Origin of the sequence: Aureimonas jatrophae (assembly GCF_900104035.1) — a bacterium.
GTDB lineage: Bacteria > Pseudomonadota > Alphaproteobacteria > Rhizobiales > Rhizobiaceae > Aureimonas > Aureimonas jatrophae.
The window spans coordinates 718,818-736,724 of the sequence record NZ_FNIT01000001.1; the positions used below are offsets into that span (position 1 = coordinate 718,818).

Here is a 17,907-nt window from a genome sequence, read left to right on the forward strand (position 1 = left end):
GGCCTAGCCGACGTCGAACGTCACGCCCTGCGCCAGCGGCAGGGTGCGGCCGTAGTTGACGGTGTTGGTGGCGCGCCGCATGTAGGCGCGCCACGCGTCCGACCCGCTTTCGCGCCCGCCCCCGGTCTCCTTCTCGCCGCCGAAGGCTCCGCCGATCTCGGCGCCCGACGGCCCGATGTTGACGTTGGCGATGCCGCAGTCCGAGCCGCGCACGGACAGGAAGGTCTCGGCCTCGCGCAGGTCGTTGGTGAAGATCGAGGACGACAGGCCCTGCGGCACGTCGTTCTGCAACGCGATCGCCTCATCGAGGTCGCTGTAGCGCAGGACGTAGAGGATCGGCGCGAAGGTCTCCTCGCGCACCAGGCCCGACGGCTCGGGCATCTCGACCAGCGCGGGCCGCACGTAGACGCCGTTCTCGCAGCCCTCGACGGCAACGCGCTCGCCCCCCGCCAGCACCCGGCCGCCGGCCGCCTTGGCCGCCTCCAGCGCCCGGTCCATCGCCTCGAAGGCCGCCTCGTCGATCAAGGGGCCGACCAGCGTGCCCTCCGTCAACGGGTTGCCGATCGCGACCGAGCCGTAGGCACCGACGAGGCGCGGCACGAGCCTGTCGTAGACGCTCTCGTGCACGAAGAGGCGGCGCAGCGTCGTGCAGCGCTGGCCGGCGGTGCCCATGGCGGCGAACGCCACGCCTCGCAGCGTCAGGTCGAGATCGGCCGTGGGCGCGACGATCGCGGCGTTGTTGCCGCCGAGCTCCAGGAGCGAGCGTCCGAAGCGCGCGGCCACGCGCGGGCCGACCTCGCGGCCCATGCGCGTCGAGCCGGTCGCCGAGACCAGCGCGACGCGCCGGTCGTCCACCAACGCCTCGCCCGCCTCGCGCCCGCCGATCACGAGCTCCGACAGGCCGTCCGGCGCCCGGCCGCCGTTCTCGCGATAGCGGGCGAGCGCCCGCTCGAAGAGGCCTTGCGTGGCGAGCGCGGTGAGCGGCGTCTTCTCGGACGGCTTCCAGACGCAAGCGTTGCCGCAAACCAGCGCCAGCGCCGCGTTCCACGACCAGACCGCCACGGGAAAGTTGAAGGCCGAGACGATGGCGACGACGCCCAGCGGGTGCCAGGTCTCCATCATGCGGTGCTCGGGCCGCTCGGTCGCGATCGTGAGCCCGTAGAGCTGGCGCGACAGGCCGACCGCGAAGTCGCAGATGTCGATCATCTCCTGGACCTCGCCCAGCCCTTCCGAGACGATCTTGCCGGCCTCGACGGAGACGAGGCGGCCGAGCTGCGTCTTGTGCTCGCGAAGCTCCTGCCCGAGGAGCCGTACCAGCTCGCCGCGCTGCGGGGCGGGCACGAGGCGCCACTCGCGAAACGCGGCCGCCGCGCGGCCGACGGCCGCGTTCGTCTCGTCGGCCGAGGCGAGCGCGAGCTCCGCCAGCGTCTCGCCGGTGATGGGCGAGCGTGCCGCGTGCCCGCCACCGTCCAGACGCCCGGACGGCACGCCGAGCCCGACGACAAGGCTCCGGACCTCGTCGCGAAGGGTGCTTCCGGCCGCGGGCTGGCTGTGGTTATGAACGTTCATCGGGCACTCCTGGCGTCTCGGTCATGGGCGTCAGACGCGCGACGACAGGTGCGCGATCTGGCTTCCCACCTCGTAATAGGCTTCGCGCGCCGCGCGAAGCCCCTGGGTCCGAACCGGGGTGAGGGGCAGGGGCATGTCGGCCTCCGCGACGCGGCCGAGGATGTGCCCGGCGAGCGACCGACCGAACACGGTGCCCGGCGCGATGCCGCGCCCGTTGTAGCCGCTGAAGGACAGGATGCGCGGCGCCAGGCGGTGAAAACGCGGCACGGCATCCGTCGTCATGCCGATCCGCCCGTACCACTCGGCCTCGAAGGCGACATCTCCCAGCTGCGGAAACAGGCGCCGGAGCGTCTGCCGCGCCCAGCGCCGGTGGATCGTCGTGCCGGTGCCCCGCAGGGCGCCGACGCTGCCGATCACGAGCCGCCCCGCCTGGTCGAGCCGAAACGAGGACAGGACCTCCTTGGTATCCCAGCAGCCCTCGCGCCCCGGCAGAATCGAGCGCGCGAGGTTGGAGGAAAGCGGCCGGGTGGCGATGTTGAAGTAGGGCAGGCGTACCAGCTCGCCGGCGATCTGGGGAAAGGGCGCGCTCGTATAGGCGTTGGTCGCCACCACGACCCAGTCCGCGAGCACCGAACCGGCCGCCGTGCTCACGCGCCAGCGCGCGCCCTCGCTCTCGCAGGCCGTGACGGGGCTACTGGTGAAGACCTCGGCCCCCGCTGCGATCGCCGCACGCGCCAGACCTCGAACATAGCCGAGCGGCTGGATCGTTCCCGCGCGATGGTCGAGAAGCGCGGCCCCATAAGTGCCCGTTCCCGTGCGCCGCGCCGTTTCGGCGGCGTCCAGGACCTCGACGGCGGCCCCGCGGGCCTGCCATTGCCGCGCGCGCTCGTTGATCTCCTCGGCTCCCGCCGGGCCGACCGCCAGATGCAGCGTGCCGGCCCGCACCGGCTCGCAGGCCATGGCATGACGCTCCACGAGGTCGAACACGGCGCGGGGCGCATCGCTCAACACCTGCAGCACGCGCTCGCCGTGAACCGGGCCGAGCGTGCGCGGCACCTCGTCCGGCATGACCCACAGCCCGGCGTTGACGAGGCCGACATTGCGACCCGACCCGCCGAAGCCGATCTCGGCCGCCTCCACCACCGCGACCCGCGCCCCGCCTTCCGCCAGATGAAGCGCGGCGGAGAGGCCGGTGAAGCCGGCTCCGATCACCGCGACGTCGACGGTGCGGGCCCCCTCCAGCGGAGAGGTGGCCGGTGCCGGCGGGGCCGTGCGCGCCCAGAGCCCATGCGAACGCGGATCGTTCAGCACCGGAACGAGCCGTCAGGCGACGGCGCGTGCTGCATGGGGGCCGAGCGCCGCCATCGTGTCCGCGACGGAGCGCCGCTCGGCCTCGGCGTAAAGCGCGGTCTCGTCGGCAACCGGGCGACCGAGCGCCGCTTCGAAGGTCTCTCGGTCGCCGCTCGAAGCGTCGTTCGACTGGCGGTCCGTTCCCAGATTCGATTGGAAGATGCCGGCTGCCGAGACCGGCAGGAAGTCCTCGTAGACGAGCGGGTCGCAGCTGGCGTGACCCGCTTCCACCAGGGCATCCATGTCGCCCGCCGTCTCGCCGCGCCGCGCCGCCGCCAGACCCTGCGGCGTCGGCGCGTAGCGGAAGAAGGCCAGGCCCTCGCGCCGCAGGGCGGCGAGATCGTCCGGGAAGGCACGGAAGCGGGTGGCCAGATCGTCGGCATAGCTGGCCGCGCCCGCGCCGCCGGCGCCCACCTGCACCTCGCCGCGCGTGTCCGACAGCAGCGCGTCGTAGAGCGCGCGGCCCTTGGGCGTCAGCGCGGCGCCGCGCTGCTCGATCTCGCCGAAGCGCGCCGTGTGGCGACCGGCCTCGGCGCCGGTCTCGCCCCGGAACAGGATCGGCTCCTCGAGCGCCTTGAAGCTCGTCTGGCGCAGCAGGATCGGAGCACGGCGCTCGGGCGGACCCTCGATCACCGCCTTGGGGTCGATGCCGCGCGCGGGCATCCGCCGTTGCACGGCCTCGATGTCGAGCGTGCGCGGCGTCAGGTGGTTGATATGGGGGCCCCGGAAGCACACGACGTCCGCCACCAGACGGTGCGCCTTGGCCAGACGCTCGTAGGTCGCGCGGTCGACGGTCGCCTCGGAATGCCAGCGAAAGGTTTCCAGCGCCTCGGACACGAAGCGCTCGCCCTCCTCGCGCGTCAGTCCGCCGCGTGCCTCGTAGCGCTCGATCAGCTCGATCGCCCCCGGCGTGAAGATGCGGCGGCGCGATAGGATCGCGGCCGCTTCCGCGCGCAGCGCCTCGTCGGCGACGAGGTCGAGCCGCAGCAGCGAGGTGAAGACGCGAAACGGATTGCGCGCCAGCGCCTCGTCACCCACCGGCCGAAAGGCCGTCGAGTGAACCGGGATGCCGGCGACCGACAGGTCGTAGTAGCCGACCGGCTCCATGCCCATCACCGCAAAGAGCCGCCCGATCGTGGCGAGCTCCTCGGGCGTGCCGAGCCGGATGGCCCCGTGACGCTCGTCCGACAGGCGTTCGATCTCGCCGGCGCGCGCGAGACTCTCCGCCAGCTCCGGATGCGCCTCGAGCGTCTCGGCGTTGACCTCGGCGACCAGTTCCATGAGCGTCCCGTACTGGGGCACCTCGGCGCGATACATCTCCGACATGGCCTGCGAGAAGCGGGCGCGGATCTCGTCGGGGCTGGCGAAGACGGGTTGCATGGCGGAGCTTCTCCTGGCCTGTCGGCTCTTCTTGGAGGCGCCATTTTGGCCCGGCTTCGCCCGCGCGCCAAGCCGAGCGGCTGCGAAAATCCCGATCGTGGCGACGGGACGCCTGCCGCCCGCAGGCGGTTCCGACCCGCTCCCGCACCCGGACCGGGTTGCGCTTGCGGCCGCGCCATGCCATAGAGCCGCCCACCCCGGCTGCGGTAGCTCAGTGGTAGAGCACTCCATTGGTAATGGAGAGGTCGAGAGTTCAATCCTCTCTCGCAGCACCATTTTTCCTAATGATTACAGTGCGTTGATGAGTCGCCTCCGCTGAGGCGGCTGACCTTCTCGTTGTGGGCAGCACGCGGGCAGCACGATTTTTACCCTGTATGCCGGCAATTTGTCCTGTCGGATCCGTAAGTCGGGACGGGGAGGGGACGTCCCGAACGCTAAAACGGCTGCTCGCACAACCCTCTGCGATATTTTTCGTGCTGCTTGGGTTGGGCTCGGTGCTGCCTAGATGCAGAAAGGGCCGCCCGCGCGAAAGGGCACGGGCGGCATGTCAGTCGTGACCTTAAACGCGGCGCATGGAGCGCAATCAGCCCATGATCGATCGAGCCAACTGCGTATGTTGCTCGTCGGCTTGCTTGGCTTCTTCGACCGACTTGCGCATGTTGTCAGCGGTTTGGGTCATCCCGACCTTGGCTGCATAGCTCTGCAGCGTGCCGAAGCTGGCGATCCAATAATGCAGCGCGAGCTGGCCGGCTGCGATGATGCCGAGATCGCGGGACTGGTCGTCCTTGGCATCTTGGCGGATCTTTTTGCTCACGTCGTAGTGGGCCTGGAGGATCTGGTTTTCGATCGCTGGAACGCCGCCCACTTCCTGAACGGCTTGGTCGATCCGTTGCGACCACTGTTTGGACGTCTCGTTGCCCTGCTGCAAAGCGGCCTTCAGATCAGGGTGCTTGGCGTCGTTCTGGATCTCGGCCGTCGCCTTTGCGGCGACTTGGCTGCCCGACTTGGCAGCGGCGAGTCCCTGCGACACGAGATCCTTGATGGCGTCGTCTGCCATGGTGCTACTCCTCTTGCGGTACCCGCAATCGGCGGGTCATGAGGAGGCAAGGACCCAACTGGACAGTCGTTCCTGCGCATTCGGGGACGATCCGACGCACGCTGAGAAAGGGCCTGCAAACGTGGGTCCTAGCGTCTCAACTGATTGGGGTCGGGCCTAAACGAAGCTTGCTTCGCTCCCAGGTCGGAGTTTCGAGAAGTCGACCACGATCAGCTCATCACCAGATCGTAGGTTTTGATGACGGGAACCTCGTCCTCGTTGATCTCGGCTCGCTTCTTGGCCTTGGACAAGGCGTCGAGGCTGAGCCCCTCCGGCATGTCGCAGAGTTGTGCCAGGGCTGACTGCGCAACGCGGAATGTACCGCAAGGTCGGACATTCGACCTCGATGAAGTCGCCGATGCCGGTTTGCGTCGTCGCGGCCTCATCGGTCACAGGGCACCGGTCGGTCGGGGTCATCGATCATCTCCGTCTGGAAACCCTAGGGGTCGAGGGTGTGTGTCGATCCGTTGCATGACTTCCTCCGGCGTCTCCAGCACGGAGAAGACCCGCCCCAGACCTTCGCCGAGAGCGCCGGTGAGGCCGATGACGGTCTTGCCCCGCGACAGGGAGACGTAAACGACCTGCTGGGGGTTCACGTACAGGGGCGTCTAGGGGCGTCTAGGGGCGTCTTTCCGTCATCACGCGTGAGCTTTGCAAATGCCATGCTGCCTCCAATGCGATGGGGATCAAACTACCGGATCGGATCATGCGCTCAAAAGCTTGGCGTTCCTGACGTCTGGCTACCGCTAACTCGCTGGTCGTGTTCAGCAAGCGGCAACGGCAGGCGCGTAGCATCTGACCCACATCCAGGATCCGCCGCCATGCCTATTAGTGTTGCTTCCATCGCCGCCATTCGCAGCCAACGCGAGATGCGGATCAAGGTCCTGGTCGCCACGCTCGGCATCGTCGCGGTCACCGACGGCGTGGACGCCCTCGTCAACCTCTACACGCAGCCCGACCGCCTCTGGCCGTCCTTTGTCCAAACAACGCTGATTGCTGCCGTCATGGCGCTCCTGTTCCTCGGGCTGCTGGCTCGGGCGAACCTGCGCCTGTACGAGCTGAAAGAGCGGTTCGAGGCTCTGGCCCTCACCGACATCCAGACCGGTCTCCTCAACCGGCGTGGCTTCTTTGCCCAGCTCGATCGCGTTCGGGCGGCGGGCGGCGACATGACGCTTGGCGTCGTCGACATCGACCACTTCAAGCGCATCAACGACACCCATGGCCATCTCGTCGGCGACTACGTGATCGCAGAGGTTGGACGATCCTTGCGCGATGGCCTGTCGCCTCCTCACTTCGTCGGACGGGTCGGCGGTGAGGAGTTCGCGATCGCGCTTGGTGGATTGAACCCCTTCGAGGCCTGGAAGACGGCCGACGGCCTGCGGGCAGGGTTGGCATCGATCGGCGGAGCGCAACTTCCGGCTGGCCTGGCGATCACCGCCAGCATCGGTTTGACGAAGATGGGCGACGGCGACACCATGGCATCCTACGCGCGGGCCGATCAGGCTCTGTATCGCGCCAAACAGGAAGGGCGCGACAGAAGCGTGAGTGCCGATCTGGAGATCGAGGGGAACGTCGTGATGCTTCCCGTCCTGCAAGGTGGAAGATCGGGCGAGATCATCGGCTAGACCGATCTTACGGAGCGCTACGAGCAACGATTAGGGCGGGACGTCGGCGCGCCCTTACCGCATCATTCCCTCAACGCGAGATCCACAGCCAAGACGGACGCCATCCAACAAAGGAACTGACGCCATCGGGAGCCTCCCGTGCTTCAAGCCCGTTGTGCCCGACAGACATGGGAAGCCGACGATGGATCACCACAAACGCACCGACCTGCTGCTGATGGCGCTGGATCTGCGCTTGGCCGCTCGCGCACCCAGCGAACACCTCGGCCAGCGACTGACCCCGCAACGGCTGCAGGACATGGCCGCCGCGCTGGAGGAGGTAGCGCAAACCTGGGCCGTTTGGGGTGAGAGCCCAGCAGGACGCCCAGCCAACGACGCTGCACTCACGGCACGTGCCGGGACCGTTATCAAGCTGCAAGGACGAGGGTAGACGAAGGCGGCCGATCGACCGCTGCGGTCAAGCTGCCGCACGTCTGTGCTCTGGGTTGTCCGCCTCGAACATGACGGTCGCCATCAAGGCGACCGTTGCTGGCGAATACACATGGCCTTGCGGCGTTCGGATCCACGGGTGAAGTCCCATGGCCTCCCGGTCGGGCTGCATGCCGATCGCGTAGTTGATGGCATGGCGGAGCGACGGCCAGACCGCGGCGGTCTGTTCGGCATGCGAGGGACCGATGTTCCAGACCGTGGCGCTGGGCCGCTCGGTGCGGTGCCCCCAGACCAGGATCGTTTGCTCGCTGGGACGGTCCATCGACCTTCTCCTGTTGTCGGTTGACTGGGACAACGCGGGACTGGAGCAGCCTGTTTCGGGATAGGACGTTAGGCGGCTGCGCTTGAAGAACGAGCGGTGAGCTTGTCAGGCAGCGCGGGCAAGCGTGACCGATCGGCGAGCGCCACGCGACTTCACGGGCTCGGCGTGAAGGTGCTCGATCAGCAACTCGCCGATCAGTCCGTCGTGTTGGCGCAACGTCTCAAATCTGCACCGGCGGGCGATCTGGACCGCCAAGTCCCGCATATGGGCACGCCCGAAGCAGAACACCGCCAAGGCGGCTCTCTGGGACGGCTCCTGCGCGCCCACGATCTCGGCGACACGTGCTTCGGGCGAGCGCAGCAACAAGCCGAGAAGCTCTAGATCGACCGGGCAGGTTGCTTCGTTGGGCATATAGCGGTTCGTCATGGGATCAGGCCTCCGGCTGGACGCCTATTCATCATGCTGGCATGTCCCCGGGCTGACGATAGCCACGACCCGGTTTGGGTACGGGCAACGCGTAGATCGTGGCAGACGCCTCGGCCACGAAGGGTGTGCTGGACTGCCTGACGCAAGCGTTCGCCGCAGAGTTCGGGTCCCAAAGAGATCGGTGGTCCATCGATTTGGTAAGAGGCGACGGACATGGCGGTCGCTGCGCTGACGAAGGCGTTCGGGAACTGACCCGCAGCCGGTCCTGATCGAAGAAGCCGTCGATGCCCAAGGGGGCGTCGACGGCCCGCATGCCGTCAGGACACAAGCGGGCAAGGCAAGAGGCCGCCTGCACTCCCCGACCACGATGGTGGTCCATGAAGCCTGAATGATCCGATCGTCGCATTGGCGATTGGATCGGAAGCGACTAGTTTCCCCGCCATGGAACAGGCAACGGCCGACGCACCACTACGGGAGCGACTGATCGTTCGCGAGGTTGCAGCACCCGGCCGATCGATCGTGTGCGATGTGTGCTTGGAGGCTGCGCCGATGACCGTCGATCTTTGCATCGCGGGCGGGTTCACCGCTTCGATCTGCGCGGCGTGCGTGGCGGTTGCGGCGCAGCGGTCGAACCGTCTGGACTGATCATATCGTCGGGGTGCCAGCGTCGTCTGGGAGGAGGCGCCGACCTTTTGGCATCTCCGCACCACGGATAACCTAACCGTGAGAGCGCAGGTCATCGCGAGACCTGCCTCACGCACCACGCAGCGAGGTACGGTTAGGCAACGGCTCGGCATCGGGATTGGCCGTCTGGTGCCGTACCATCTGAGCCACACCTGTGGCGCAAGCGTCAGGCGCTCCCTTGCGGGTAGGGGTCTGGATCCGACTTAGTATCCCGACACAAGCAGTTCGCCCGCTCCGGGTGGACCCATCAGGATCCCGCCCGCCATGAAGCGTCTTCTCCTCGCCCTGACCGCAACGGCTGCCTTCGCGGCACCGGCCCTGGCTGCCGACGTCGTCTATGAAGAGCCCGCTGCTCCGATGGTCATGGCTCCGGTGTCCAACTGGACCGGCCTCTACCTCGGTGTGCAAGGCGGCGGCGCCTTCAACCCGGACAACGGCGACAACCTGTCGATCGTCCCGAACTTCACGGGTGCCGGCGCAACGTTCCTGACCAACGCCTTCGGCAACAGCTTCTCCTCCGAGTTCGACTCGAGTTTCATCGGCGGCGCCCACATCGGCTACGACTACCAGATCAACCGCTTCGTGGTCGGTGCCCTGGTCGACATCAACGCCCTCGACATCGCGCAGCGCTCCAGCGCCTTCTCCAACACCCCGGCCTTCTACACGGCCGAGCGCAGCCTCGATTACCTTGTGACCGGTCGCCTGCGCGCCGGTTACCTCGTGACCGATATGGCCCTGGCCTATGCCACCGGCGGCTTTGCTTACGGCGAAAGCGACTACCGCTTCACGTCCAACAGCCCGGCGATCACGGCGGCCTTCCCGGCTGCCGTGAACTCGGACTCGGACGACTTCGGTTACTCGGTCGGCGGCGGCATGGAGGTGAAGGTCACGCAGAACATCTCGTTCGGCGCCGAGTACCTCTACACCAACCTGGGCGACAGCGACTCGTCCACGCGCCTGAACGGCGGCCCCTTCGATGGTTCGGGCACGGCCGTGGTGCCGGGCCAGTTCACGGACTTCCGCTCGAACGGCGACTTCGACTTCCACACCGTCACGGCGAAGCTGTCCTACCGCTTCAACTGACGAGCGTCGGGCGAGGCCGGTTCGGTCTCCTGTCCGACCCCGATCCTCAACGACTCAGAAGCCCGCCCGGTCATCCGTGGCGGGCTTTTCTATGATGCAAGCAACCCCCGCTACATGACGGACGCGATTACACCCGCCCATTGCCGTGCCGCCCGCGCCCTCCTCGACTGGACGCTGAAGCGTTTGTCCGTCCGATCGGGGATTGCGAACGGCGCACTTCGGGACCTCGAGCGCGACCGCCCCGCCTTGTCAGCAGCCGCGCTAGGCACGCTGCGGACTACGTTCGAAACCGCCGGCGTCCAGTTCCAGCAAGCCAATGCCGACGGCGGGATCGGCGTCAGGCTTCGGGCGGAGCCGATCGAGCCACCAGTCCCCGCATCCAATCACCGGAATGATCGTCGCTGACCCGGTAGGTCAGCAGGCCCTCCGTCTCGCAAAGGCGCGCCGCCCGGCTCTCGGCCTCGGCATAGACTTCGACAGTCGGAACCGAGCCCTTGATCGGCGGTATGTAGACGAGTGCGTGCGGTTCCCCCGCTGGCCGCACGACCAGCACATCGGCGCAGGGCTCCGTCTGCGGATCCACCTCGTACTCCGTCCGTTGCAGCATAGCAGGCTTCCCGTCCCATTCCCGTCTTGGACAGGTTCAACGACGGGTCCGCGATACGAGCAAGACGTCCCACGACAGGGCGCGGTTATGTCCCAGGCTCTGCTGATCGGTGACGGGTGACCGGGATCCGAACGCAGTCCATCCGCTATCGACCCTTCCCAAACGTTTGCGGTTAAAGAACGACCTCCCATAAGCGGGCACCCCGACAGGTGAACGGACACTGCTCTAGCTAGCCTCTCGCGTCGTTTCATTGCATTGAGTGGTCACGACCGGACTGGCATGAGCGCGGTGTCGGTGTCTGACTTTCCGGTACGCCAAAGGCAGGCCCGGCCGGGACTACGGAATTAGCGCTCGGCCGGGCTCAAGGTCGGCTGTTCGGACTCCAACCGTCTCCATCTCCCAAACAAGCCAGAAGCCTTCGCAGCGATAACCGAACGTCCGTGTCCGGTATGCGCTCGATGGCTGACATGAGCCGCATGATCTCGTCGTCGATCAAAGCCTCAGTGGCACGCCCGCTGTCAGCGTCCTGGAAGAAGACGATCAGCGGAACATCCAGGACTCTTGCGAGCCGGTAGAGCGTGGCAGCGCTCATGCGGCTGTCGCCCACCTCGTACTTCTGGATCTGCTGGTAACTCACACCAACCGCATGGCCGAGTTGCGCCATCGACAGGCCGCGCTCGCTTCGCCACTTGCGCAAGGTGCGCCCAAGGCGTTGGTCGATCGAGTCTGGATCGGACAATTCGATGGCGCTCCAGCGGAAACACCTCTACTGTTAGGTGGCCAACCTTTAGTTCGGCCAGCTTACGGCCTCTTCTAAACGCCAGCTCTGTGCCGGATGCCGATAGACCCGATCGTTCCGGACCCTGCAGCGGACGAACTGCTGGCGCCGCTCTTGTCCATCATGCGGAGCTTGCGAGCGTTGCACGGCTTGAAGCTAGCCGAGATCGGGCTTCGGGTCGGGCAGGACGACGTTCTTCTCGCTCTACCGCAAGGCGGGACCATCTCGGTTGGTCAGTTAGCCTTTGTCGTCTCGGTTCGCCCGTCCACCATATCGAAGATGCTGGGGAATCTGGAGCGTGACGGCTTCGTTGGGCGCGAGGCTCATGCGTCTGACGCGCGCAAGTCGACGGTGCGCATTCTGCCGAAGGGGATCGAGATCCGAGCGAAGGCGCAAGACATTCGGAGTGCTTTGAATGCCGAGCTGCTGCTGAAGGTCGAGAACGCTGCCGTCTTGAGCCTATTGCTGAACCTTGACCAGGCGGTGAGCCAGAAGCTGAGCCGTGTTCGGGTCTGACTGCTCGAGGCTACCACACGATCCCGTCGCGGAACGGCAGGCGAAACAGAATGTGTCCGGTTTCGTCCTCGACCAGCATGATGCGTCCGTCGAGTGGCTCCCCCTTCCGCACGGCCTCCGCCAGGAGATCGCGAACGGATTGGATGGCTTCTGTCATGACGGCTTCCAACGAGACGAACTCGGCCCCGGTGGGATCGCGAATGATGTCCCCGCCATCGAGGATATGCAGGTAGCAACGCATCGGCGGACCTTTGTTGTGAGACCAGGTCGACACATGCGAACGCGCTCGACGCTACAAGAGCCCGGGACGCCTGCGGTCTGGTTGACCATTCCGGCGCACCCGAACGGAGTTCGATAGAATTAGTCCCGTAGGGCTAGAGGCTCCACGCTTTTGCGCCCTTCGCTGAAGCCATCCATCCAGGCTCGGTGACGCTGCTCGTCCCGTGGTGTGAACGGACACTGGCCAGCGTGCGAGACGAGATCTGCTCCAAGCTTGGCCCCGGCCTCCCGGACCGCCCGTAGCTCCGCGTCAGTCAGTTCGGCGGTCTGCATGGGTTGTCTCCTCACCACGCAGCCTGCGCGGTCCCGTGTGACTAATCCAGTGCTCGGAGATGCGTTGCCAGCCTTATCATTGGGCGGCTGAGAAATGTCGCATGAGGCTGTGCGCCGGGTCCTTGCCGGACCGGTGCTACTAAGCCGCAAGCTTCGACCGAGCCTTTCGGGCGTACATGCGCTCATCCGCCCGCCTTGCGATCTCGTCGATCGTATCGGTCGCACAGATAGCGGTCGTACCAACGCTTGCCCCGATGCGAGCTATACCCCTCGGAACCGTGATGGGTTCGACTACGGATAGGGCGATCTGTTCAGCGACCCGACGGGCATGCGCGCGATCCCCAATCAGAAGCACCACGAACTCGTCGCCGCCAACACGGGACACAAAAGCGTCCGACCCGGCAACACGTTGGATCCGCTCGGCAACCGTCCGCAGCACCGTGTCGCCCGCTGCGTGGCCGAGCGTATCGTTGACCGTCTTGAACCGATCCAGATCAATTCCCAGCCAGTGTAGATTGGGGAACGCTTCCGCGATGGACTGTCGAACCACGTCCTCAAGGTGTCGTCGGTTCGACAGTCCTGTGAGCACGTCCGTCGATGCGAGAAGATCGACCCGGCGTCGATCCAGGAGAGCTTGAACAGTCGCCGCATACTGCAGTCGCACGTGTTGCACGACGGAGATCAGTGCGATCAGCATCGACAATCCCATCCAGGCATGGATGGCCGTGCCGGATGCGATCAAAGTGCTTGCGGAAACGAGCGCCGGAATAGCGACCTGGACACTGCCAATGCCTGGGCGCAACGCGACGTAGGGGATCGCGCCGTAGGCCAGTGCAATCGATGTCGCAAGCGCCCAGCCGGCGAGCCAGGGATCGCCATCAACGATCGTGTCCGCCGTCAGCGCCGCGAACGCTACGGACAAACTGATGCCACCGGTCGCATAGGCCGCTTGCCAACGCAGCTGCTTCGAGCGCGACTGCGTTAGCGAGCCTCGCCTGACGTAGGCTTCTGCGACGGCCACGCGGATGGCACAGGCGATCCAGACTAGAACCGCAAGCACCGTTGCGTGCAGACCGTGTTCCAGAGATATCGAGTAGAGGGTGATCGGAACGGTCGAGAGTATCAGCCAACGAACGCCGATCCGGGATCGGAACATCCGCTCCGTCAACTCCGCGACGATGTCGTCGGGAAGCTCCCGATATGCCGGAATGCCAATCGCAGCCATGCCGACACAATCTCCCCGCGCCCACGGGGACACTACGTAGACCGCATTAAACGAAGGTTTCAGGCATCAGGACTCTGCGCCGTTTCGTCTCCATTCGAGCGGATCAACGTTGAGCAAAAGACCGCTCCGAACGCGACTTTCTCGAAACAACTCCGGTCAGTTGCTTTCCGGTTCTGAACATCGGCTTGGAAGCGAGCCTTCCAACGGTCAACGACCACATTGATCGTATCGTGCAAGAAAACGTTATGTCGCCAGGTTTTGCGCTGTTTCTGATCGTCCAGCTGCAGCTCCGTCATCGGCTGCCTGAGAGCAGCCGAGACTGAACTGTCCACCTTTGAGCTCCATAGTGATCGCTGGACAGGAACACGACGAGCTCACCGCGTCAGGCGCTCAAGCGCTCAAAACCCTCATTCGCCAAGTGGAGTTCAAGCCCCTGATCGCAGCCTGCAAACGGACGAGGGGCAGCCGAAAGGCTGCGGACGTCACGGCGCGCCAAGGCGAACCGCTCCGCTTGTTGTTGCATGGCGTAAACCGGACGGTCGGGCGTCATTGCACCAGGCATCGCGGCACGGGACTGCGAGGACAAGACGACGGCCGCTCCGGCAGCCTCTTCCAAGGTGAAGAAGCCGGCCCGCTCGTTCAGCCGCGTTGCCTCCTCCGATAGCTGGCCTGATGTCGCCGCCATCTCGTTCGCCGCCCCGGCGTTGGATTGCGTCACCTGATCCAGTTGCTGGATAGCCTGGTTGATCTGCTCTATGCCGACCGACTGCTCGCGGCAGGCCGCGGAAATCTCGGAGACAAGTTCCGCCGTGCGGTTGATGTCGGGAACCAACGCGTCCAGCATTCGGCCTGCCTCCTCCGAGGTCTGGAGCGTCTGGCTCGAAAGCTGGCCAATCTCGCTGGCCGCAGCCTGGCTGCGCTCGGCAAGCTTGCGAACCTCGGACGCGACGACGGCAAATCCCTTCCCGTGGACCCCGGCACGGGCTGCTTCGATCGCTGCATTGAGGGCAAGAAGGTCGGTTTGCCGGGCGATCTCCTGGATCACCTGGATCCGCTCTGCGATCGTACGCATCGCTTCGACGGACGCGGTCACCGCGATGCCCGTCTTCTGGGCGCTCGTTGCGGCCTGCGTTGCGATGGTTTCAGTCTGGCCCGCGTTGTCGGCGTTCTGGCGAACGTTCGCGGTCATCTCTTCGATCGCAGCCGACGCCTCTTCGCTGGCGGCTGCCTGCTCGGTGGAGCCGGATGACAGCTGATCGGCGGTAGCGGCCGACTGCGTTGAGCCCGAGGCGACCTGAGCGGCCGATGCACGGACGTCGCCGACGATTTCGTTCAGGTGCAGGCGCATCTGGCAGAGCTTCGTCAGAAGGTCGCCGATCTCATCGCGGCGTGCGTGAACGATGCGATGCGAGATGTCTCCAGATCCAATACGGGCAACGTTCTCCTCAACCACCGACAAGCCGCGAAGGACTGATCGGGCTAGCAACCACGCGGTTAGCGCGCCAATCAAGAACGCAGCCACCACAAGGGCGATCAGAAGCGTACGGGTCCAACTGTAGGTCGCAGCAGCCTCGGCAAGAAAGTCGGCGGCACGACCCTGCGCCCGGTCATGAAGCTGCGCCAACCGATCCGTGGCTTTGGTCGCTGCCGGGATCTGCTGATCGTTGATAAAGGCCAGCGCCTGCGCGCCCCAGTTGGCGGCACCCTCGTCAACTTGCGTTTGGTCCGGGACATCACGTCCCATCACGACCTTGGCCTTGCCGGCCAACTCGAAGGCTTGGTCGGTGATGACCTTTGTCGTCTGCAGCAAAGGCGTAAGGTCCGCCACCTCCGCCTTGCCGCTCGCGCTTTGCACCGCCGCTAAGTAGCGCTGCACCTGACGGTCGATATCGCTCCAGGCCTCATCGTAGCCTTGGCGGATAGGCGCCAGTTCGGCGGGGGAGGTCGCAAACATCGCCCGCAGGATGGAGCGCCGTGCGACCTGCAGTTCGGCCTGCATGATCTCGACCGACTGCACCTGTTGGAATGGCCGCGCGGCGAAGTCACTCAAGACGTCGTTGGTGGACTGAAGGCTGCGAATGCCGAACCCGCCCGCAGCGGCTGACAAAAGGAGGACGGCACCGAAGCTGAGGGCCAGCTTCGCCTTGATGGTGAAACGCATGGGAGGAGATCCAGAACGCGATGAGTTGGACGCGTTATGGCGTAGCTGAGGACACTGTGACCGCCTTCGCTACGTACTCCCCCTTAGACTTCTCAACCATCCATAACAGATCGTATCCGATTAGTTCGCCCGATAATAATTACCGGTTGTAAGAACTACGCGTCGCGATAGCGCCGGACGTTTCCACCCTCTCAGCGAAGCGGGTTTCAGTTGGCGAACATACGGCTGATATGTAGGCGGGCTTCTCTACGTCCTAACATCGCGACGTAGGGCAGACCTTTCCAAAGATCAGGCAGCCTGAGTGCCTGTTGCGCTTCTTGAGACAGGGGCAATACCAACTGTGCCTCGTTCTGTTCTGGCGGCTCGCCAGTGCGCGTCCGGCTGCGGTCGCCCGAGCAGGAAGCCCTGCAGATGGTCGCAGTTCTGCCGTTGCAGTTCCATCAGCTGCTCCGCGGTCTCGACCCCTTCCGCCGTGGTCGAAAGTCCATACGCCTCGCATAACGTGATGACCGAGCGAATGACGCTGGTGGATCGCTTCGTGTCGTTGATGCCGGAGACGAAGCTGCGATCGATCTTGATGCGGGTGAGGGGCAGCTCCTTCACCATGCGCAACGACGAGAAGCCTGTCCCGAAGTCATCGAGCGCAATGCCCACGCCAAGAGCGCGCAGTTCGGACAAGATCTCGTTGGCGAGGCTGGGATCTGACAGGACCGCGGTCTCGGTGACTTCCAGTTCCAACCGATGCGCGGGCAATCGCGTCGCCACCAATGTCGCTTTGACGACTTCGATAAAGCTGCGATCGCGCAGCTGCATAGCCGACACGTTGACGGCGACAACGAGATCGTTGGGCCATGCGCACGCATCGCGGCAGGCTGTCCGCAGGACCCAGGCGCCTAGCTCCGGCATGAGACCGAGTTCTTCGGCCAGCGGAATGAAGTGAGCCGGTGATATCGGCTTGCCGGTCTGGTCCTGCCAGCGCAGCAAAGCCTCGTATCCGACGACGTCCAAAGTGCGAGCGTCGACCACCGGCTGGTAGTGGACCTCGAAGTCATGCAGCTTCAGCGCTTGCCGCAGCTTCAGCTCCATCACCCCGCGCGAGAGCGCTTGAGCGTTCATGCTGTCGTCGAAGATCTCGTGGCGCCCGCGTCCGTTCTGTTTGGCGGCATAGAGAGCAAGATCGGCGTTCCGTAGGAGTTCCGCGGCCTCGCAGCCGTGCGTCGGTGCATGCGCCACGCCAACGCTCGCCCCAACCACGACGATGGCGTTGCGAACGGAGATGGGTTCGCGCAACGTCTCGGTGATGCGGTTGCTGAGTTCTGTCGCTTCATCGACACTCGGCGATCCGAACTGAAGAACGGCGAACTCGTCTCCGCCCAGGCGAGCGACGATGCTTCGGGGCGGCACAACGGCTTTCAAGCGCTGGCCGATCGTTCGTAGAACCTGATCGCCGACGGCATGGCCGAACGAGTCGTTGACGGGTTTGAAGCGGTCGAGATCGATGTAGTGGACCGCGAGCTGTGCGCCGTAGAAGAGTTGAGGTGCTTCCTCTTCGAGGTGCTCTAGGAACTTTGAGCGGTTGAAGAGACCTGTCAGGGCATCGTGCCCCGCCTGATGGGCAAGCTGAAGCTCCGTCTCGCGCTGAGCGGTCATGTCGCGCGTAATCTTCGTAAAGCCGAGAAGGCTACCACACTCGTCGTAGATCGCGTCGATCACGACATGTGCCCAGAACTGGGTTCCATCCTTGCGCAGTCGCCAACCCTCGTCGGCGAACCGACCATGGTCTCGAGCGTACTGCAGGTTGAGTTCAGGGATGGAACGAGCCCGCTCTTTATCCGAGTAGAACTCAGCAAAGCTGCGGCCAACGATCTCGTGAGCTTCGTAACCCTTGGCGAGGCGAGCGCCGGCGTTCCAGCTTCGAACGATGCCGTCAGGATCCAGCATGTAGATCGCATAGTCGGTCACGGCTTCGACCATGAGGCGATACATGTAATCGCTGATGGCTGGGTTCGTCACGGTCTGCCTCCGGTTCGATACCATGGCTAGCACGCGTTCGTGACCGGTCGGTTTATATGGCTTGTCTCATACTCTCCCGAGCTGGGAGCTATTT

The 17,907-nt window shown here is 65.1% G+C and carries 17 protein-coding genes and 1 tRNA gene; 5 read left to right on the plus strand and 13 right to left on the minus strand.

The annotated features are described in order from the left end of the window. Window positions 1-3: 3 nt before the first annotated feature. The 3 genes from amaB to hglS are packed head-to-tail and all read right to left on the minus strand — an operon-like array spanning window position 4 to window position 4,299. Entirely contained in the window at window positions 4-1,569 is a 1,566-nt protein-coding gene (gene amaB, locus BLQ76_RS03515; protein WP_090668840.1) for an L-piperidine-6-carboxylate dehydrogenase, read from the minus strand. A 30-nt stretch (window positions 1,570-1,599) separates the two neighbouring features. After that, a complete protein-coding gene (locus BLQ76_RS03520) occupies window positions 1,600-2,880 on the minus strand; it encodes an NAD(P)/FAD-dependent oxidoreductase (protein ID WP_090668843.1) in 1,281 nt (426 codons plus the stop codon). A gap of 12 nt (window positions 2,881-2,892) precedes the next feature. Further along, the gene (gene hglS / locus BLQ76_RS03525; RefSeq protein WP_090668847.1) at window positions 2,893-4,299 is read right to left on the minus strand and encodes a 2-oxoadipate dioxygenase/decarboxylase HglS; all 1,407 of its coding nucleotides are present in this window, start codon (window positions 4,297-4,299) and stop codon (window positions 2,893-2,895) included. A 200-nt stretch (window positions 4,300-4,499) separates the two neighbouring features. Between hglS and BLQ76_RS03530 the strand changes: the two genes are divergently transcribed. Continuing rightward, window positions 4,500-4,574 (plus strand) — tRNA-Thr (locus tag BLQ76_RS03530). 308 nt (window positions 4,575-4,882) lie between these two features. Here the strand turns inward: BLQ76_RS03530 and BLQ76_RS03535 are convergent. Beyond that, entirely contained in the window at window positions 4,883-5,356 is a 474-nt protein-coding gene (locus BLQ76_RS03535; protein WP_090668850.1) for a DUF892 family protein, read from the minus strand. Between the two features lie 860 nt (window positions 5,357-6,216). Between BLQ76_RS03535 and BLQ76_RS03545 the strand changes: the two genes are divergently transcribed. Beyond that, complete coding sequence (locus BLQ76_RS03545; RefSeq protein ID WP_170842450.1) at window positions 6,217-7,020, plus strand: GGDEF domain-containing protein; 804 nt, start codon at window positions 6,217-6,219, stop codon at window positions 7,018-7,020. Between the two features lie 181 nt (window positions 7,021-7,201). Beyond that, window positions 7,202-7,447 carry a hypothetical protein gene (locus BLQ76_RS03550; RefSeq protein WP_090668859.1) on the plus strand — a complete coding sequence of 82 codons (246 nt, stop codon included), beginning with the start codon at window positions 7,202-7,204 and terminating at the stop codon, window positions 7,445-7,447. A 27-nt stretch (window positions 7,448-7,474) separates the two neighbouring features. On the opposite strand, the gene BLQ76_RS03555 is transcribed toward BLQ76_RS03550, so the two are convergent. Next, window positions 7,475-7,768, minus strand: coding sequence for a hypothetical protein (locus tag BLQ76_RS03555; RefSeq protein WP_090668862.1), 294 nt, complete (start codon window positions 7,766-7,768; stop codon window positions 7,475-7,477). A gap of 105 nt (window positions 7,769-7,873) precedes the next feature. Next, window positions 7,874-8,194 (minus strand): hypothetical protein, encoded by a 321-nt coding sequence (locus BLQ76_RS03560; protein WP_090668865.1) that lies wholly within the window; start codon window positions 8,192-8,194, stop codon window positions 7,874-7,876. 948 nt (window positions 8,195-9,142) lie between these two features. Here BLQ76_RS03560 and BLQ76_RS03570 point away from each other — a divergent pair. Then, window positions 9,143-9,961 (plus strand): outer membrane protein, encoded by an 819-nt coding sequence (locus BLQ76_RS03570; RefSeq protein WP_062018501.1) that lies wholly within the window; start codon window positions 9,143-9,145, stop codon window positions 9,959-9,961. Window positions 9,962-10,298: 337 nt separating this feature from the next. Here BLQ76_RS03570 and BLQ76_RS21945 read toward each other — a convergent pair whose 3' ends face one another. Then, window positions 10,299-10,568 carry a hypothetical protein gene (locus tag BLQ76_RS21945; RefSeq protein ID WP_170842451.1) on the minus strand — a complete coding sequence of 90 codons (270 nt, stop codon included), beginning with the start codon at window positions 10,566-10,568 and terminating at the stop codon, window positions 10,299-10,301. Window positions 10,569-10,929: 361 nt separating this feature from the next. Next, window positions 10,930-11,307, minus strand: a complete 378-nt coding sequence (locus BLQ76_RS03580; RefSeq protein ID WP_170842452.1) for a helix-turn-helix domain-containing protein — start codon at window positions 11,305-11,307, stop codon at window positions 10,930-10,932. Between the two features lie 189 nt (window positions 11,308-11,496). Here BLQ76_RS03580 and BLQ76_RS03585 point away from each other — a divergent pair, with 189 nt between their 5' ends. After that, window positions 11,497-11,862 carry a MarR family winged helix-turn-helix transcriptional regulator gene (locus tag BLQ76_RS03585; protein WP_170842453.1) on the plus strand — a complete coding sequence of 122 codons (366 nt, stop codon included), beginning with the start codon at window positions 11,497-11,499 and terminating at the stop codon, window positions 11,860-11,862. Between the two features lie 10 nt (window positions 11,863-11,872). On the opposite strand, the gene BLQ76_RS03590 is transcribed toward BLQ76_RS03585, so the two are convergent. From BLQ76_RS03590 to BLQ76_RS03610, 5 genes are all read right to left on the minus strand, one after another. Continuing rightward, window positions 11,873-12,103 (minus strand): DUF6894 family protein, encoded by a 231-nt coding sequence (locus tag BLQ76_RS03590; RefSeq protein ID WP_090668880.1) that lies wholly within the window; start codon window positions 12,101-12,103, stop codon window positions 11,873-11,875. A 450-nt stretch (window positions 12,104-12,553) separates the two neighbouring features. Then, window positions 12,554-13,639 (minus strand): GGDEF domain-containing protein, encoded by a 1,086-nt coding sequence (locus BLQ76_RS03600; RefSeq protein WP_090668884.1) that lies wholly within the window; start codon window positions 13,637-13,639, stop codon window positions 12,554-12,556. Window positions 13,640-13,698: 59 nt separating this feature from the next. After that, window positions 13,699-13,971 carry a hypothetical protein gene (locus BLQ76_RS21610; protein ID WP_139183911.1) on the minus strand — a complete coding sequence of 91 codons (273 nt, stop codon included), beginning with the start codon at window positions 13,969-13,971 and terminating at the stop codon, window positions 13,699-13,701. 50 nt (window positions 13,972-14,021) lie between these two features. Beyond that, a complete protein-coding gene (locus BLQ76_RS03605) occupies window positions 14,022-15,800 on the minus strand; it encodes a methyl-accepting chemotaxis protein (protein WP_090668887.1) in 1,779 nt (592 codons plus the stop codon). 288 nt (window positions 15,801-16,088) lie between these two features. Beyond that, window positions 16,089-17,813, minus strand: coding sequence for a putative bifunctional diguanylate cyclase/phosphodiesterase (locus BLQ76_RS03610; RefSeq protein WP_170842454.1), 1,725 nt, complete (start codon window positions 17,811-17,813; stop codon window positions 16,089-16,091). Window positions 17,814-17,907 lie beyond the last annotated feature (94 nt).

Bases quoted from the DNA above. Each gene is read 5' to 3' on its own strand.
- hglS (WP_090668847.1), bottom strand. From the start codon at position 4,299: ATGCAACCCGTCTTCGCCAGCCCCGACGAGATCCGCGCCCGCTTCTCG.
- BLQ76_RS03605 (WP_090668887.1), bottom strand. From the start codon at position 15,800: ATGCGTTTCACCATCAAGGCGAAGCTGGCCCTCAGCTTCGGTGCCGTC.
- BLQ76_RS03590 (WP_090668880.1), bottom strand. From the start codon at position 12,103: ATGCGTTGCTACCTGCATATCCTCGATGGCGGGGACATCATTCGCGAT.
- BLQ76_RS03560 (WP_090668865.1), bottom strand. From the start codon at position 8,194: ATGACGAACCGCTATATGCCCAACGAAGCAACCTGCCCGGTCGATCTA.
- BLQ76_RS03550 (WP_090668859.1), top strand. From the start codon at position 7,202: ATGGATCACCACAAACGCACCGACCTGCTGCTGATGGCGCTGGATCTG.
- BLQ76_RS03570 (WP_062018501.1), top strand. From the start codon at position 9,143: ATGAAGCGTCTTCTCCTCGCCCTGACCGCAACGGCTGCCTTCGCGGCA.
- amaB (WP_090668840.1), bottom strand. From the start codon at position 1,569: ATGAACGTTCATAACCACAGCCAGCCCGCGGCCGGAAGCACCCTTCGC.
- BLQ76_RS03545 (WP_170842450.1), top strand. From the start codon at position 6,217: ATGCCTATTAGTGTTGCTTCCATCGCCGCCATTCGCAGCCAACGCGAG.
- BLQ76_RS03555 (WP_090668862.1), bottom strand. From the start codon at position 7,768: ATGGACCGTCCCAGCGAGCAAACGATCCTGGTCTGGGGGCACCGCACC.
- BLQ76_RS03600 (WP_090668884.1), bottom strand. From the start codon at position 13,639: ATGGCTGCGATTGGCATTCCGGCATATCGGGAGCTTCCCGACGACATC.
- BLQ76_RS21945 (WP_170842451.1), bottom strand. From the start codon at position 10,568: ATGCTGCAACGGACGGAGTACGAGGTGGATCCGCAGACGGAGCCCTGC.
- BLQ76_RS03535 (WP_090668850.1), bottom strand. From the start codon at position 5,356: ATGGCAGACGACGCCATCAAGGATCTCGTGTCGCAGGGACTCGCCGCT.